We start from the raw sequence: 2,335 nt of genomic DNA, 5'->3' as shown, positions 1-2,335 counted from the left end.
AACCACGGACTAAGGTGCAAAACCTACTTAAACGTGGCGTCAAGATTCAAGTGGCCGTTGGTTGTGGTATCACAAGCAAAGGCCCATGGAGAAGTTCAAAAACACCAGGGATCCAGCAAGCGCTGAGTAATGAGTATCTGAAGAAAGCAGGATTATATTCACTAAGAGATGGATGGGTCGCAGTTCACTATCCTAACCAGAAAGTTTAATTAGGCGTTCTAAATGAACCGCCCTGTGCGGAGCCGCATGCAGGGTGGTGTGGGGGCTGGAGGTTAGATACCTCCGGCTACCCGATTAGATTTTTATTGCCTTGCCGAATTTTATTAATTCATTATGATTTACTTCTGAAACAAAATTTTTACCGCTAACTTTTTCCAAGAGAGTACATATTAACTCTAAATGTTGGTGAGCTAGATCTAATAGTGTAGAAATATCACTTAATTCTTTTCGCATTTCGTTGCGTCCAGATTCACTATGTATCGCATAATTATGTGATTTGAAAAATTCATGCACTAGATAATTTCGTTTTTTTAAAGCATCAGATATAATTTTCTCAGAGTTCGAATCAAAATCTACTATTTTTTTAATTTTTTGAAGTAAATTCCCAAGTGTTTTTCGATCAATTTCATCAACTAATTTTTTATATCCAATTTTATCTTCGTCTGTTATTTTTTCAGGGTCAACTGTAATTGCTAAAAACGATAATATTACATTTCCAGCCTCAAGCTCTAGAACTTGAGATTTTTCTGCTGTCATTCCAAAATCAGCATAAAGATTATGTAAACTTTCAGATTGATTCATTCTTTATACCTTAATAAATGAGCTAAACGTAGATACTCTTAAAAAATCTAACGCCCTAATAATGGGCAAAAAATTGTTGGCTAAAATGTTGAGGAACGAAAACAGCCAACTGTTTTTTGTCCTTATTAATTAGCTTGTTAGGTGCACTTATCATCTGTGACCACAAGGTAATTAACTACTTTTTTACTTTCCGAATTAATGAGTTCAGTAACGCATACAACATCACCTTTTTCTGTTTGCCACATACTACCAACTTCAACTCGCTTTTTAGCTGCATTTAAAACTACAGATGTAAAATTTAACTTAGCGGAAAAACCTGTTCTAGTTGGTCCAGTCGCACGGTGTTTTTTAACAGAGATAATCTCAGCTTTAAAATATAGACCTTCAGTAACAGAATAAGATCCTATGTCCCCAAACTTGAATATAACTATTGAAACTAAAGCTGTGATTAAGGCAAATAGAATAAACCATTTAACTTTCACCTTAGTTTTTAGTCGTACTCGATATGGAGATACCATGTGCACCTAACAGCTTATTCAATAGCAGCACAATAATGTTCCAGGCTGCTCAATTCAAACCTCAAAGATACCATCACTAAGTCCTTGTTGTAAATCGAATATTTTCGTGAAAACGTAAGTAATGCTCAAAATACTGCCGGAGAAAGAATGCGTCTTTGTTTACGCGGTCTATACAACACTTTAAAAAAATTCGCAGTAGATTGATATGTATGGGTTTTCTCGAATGTTACAAAATTATCGATGCGTAAAAAGCTCATTTTACGCATCCTTTGGCGCGAGAATTATCTCAATTTGAAGAAAATCAATTATACCACCTTCGACGACAAGCCAGTAGGCAACCAGTCTTTTGGATGGCAAGTGAATTCTTCAAAAAACGATCAGAAACAGTAAGACTATGCTGACTGGCTTGGGATCGCCTAGTTGTTCGTGCTAGCACGTTTTGGGGCGTGCGACGTGAAGTCGTATGAAGCGCTGTTCACCGCTTAACGAGTGAACCATCTGTATCACCAGATGAACCTAGGGCTCTGAATAAAGTAGCGAGCCTGACAATGTAACGAAGATTGGTCATGGACTAATCGGGATCTAAATCGTGAGAGAACGATCCTCCTGATAACCATAAATTGGGTAAGTGCTAGGTCGTCAGTATGATGAACGTAAGTGAATCCGCATAAGGTGCGTTATACGATGAAACAGCGAAAGTGGTTAATACGCTGTAGCCAAAAAGGCATGAGAGTCGGAAAGAGATTGCCCCATGCTCTTTCGTGATCATTGAACTCTTCGCACTATAGTGGGCATCTAACCTGACATTGCGCGACATACGGAACACGGTAAGCCTGTATCACTCCCTTTGGGAAAGCCAACATGGCCGATAGTGATGCTGGTATAGGAGGTTGGAAAAAGCAAAAGCTGCATTGTAACGATGCAGATACAGACTGGTGTCTGATCACGAAAGTGAGCCCACTTCCGACTGGTCTCCCGTTGCAAGATAATTTGAAGAACTTTATTCAAGGAGAAAC

The 2,335-nt window shown here is 38.5% G+C and carries 2 protein-coding genes and 1 pseudogene; 1 reads left to right on the top strand and 2 read right to left on the bottom strand.

Annotation, left to right across the window (positions count from 1 at the left end; translation table 11 throughout):
* Positions 1 to 209 (top strand): annotated as a pseudogene (locus tag BM739_RS20390) (group II intron reverse transcriptase/maturase); the annotation flags it as partial.
* Positions 210 to 294: 85 nt separating this feature from the next.
* Here the strand turns inward: BM739_RS20390 and BM739_RS19745 are convergent.
* Together BM739_RS19745 and BM739_RS19740 are read right to left on the bottom strand one after the other, a co-directional pair.
* The gene (locus BM739_RS19745; protein WP_076543312.1) at positions 295 to 801 is read right to left on the bottom strand and encodes a hypothetical protein; all 507 of its coding nucleotides are present in this window, start codon (positions 799 to 801) and stop codon (positions 295 to 297) included.
* A gap of 137 nt (positions 802 to 938) precedes the next feature.
* Entirely contained in the window at positions 939 to 1,319 is a 381-nt protein-coding gene (locus BM739_RS19740) for a hypothetical protein (protein ID WP_076543311.1), read from the bottom strand.
* Positions 1,320 to 2,335 lie beyond the last annotated feature (1,016 nt).

It is taken from the genome of Shewanella sp. UCD-KL21, assembly GCF_001957135.1.
In the GTDB taxonomy this organism is placed as follows: Bacteria; Pseudomonadota; Gammaproteobacteria; order Enterobacterales; family Shewanellaceae; genus Shewanella.
The sequence above is the reverse complement of the archived record's forward strand: the minus strand, read 5'-3'. Positions and strand labels throughout refer to the sequence as shown.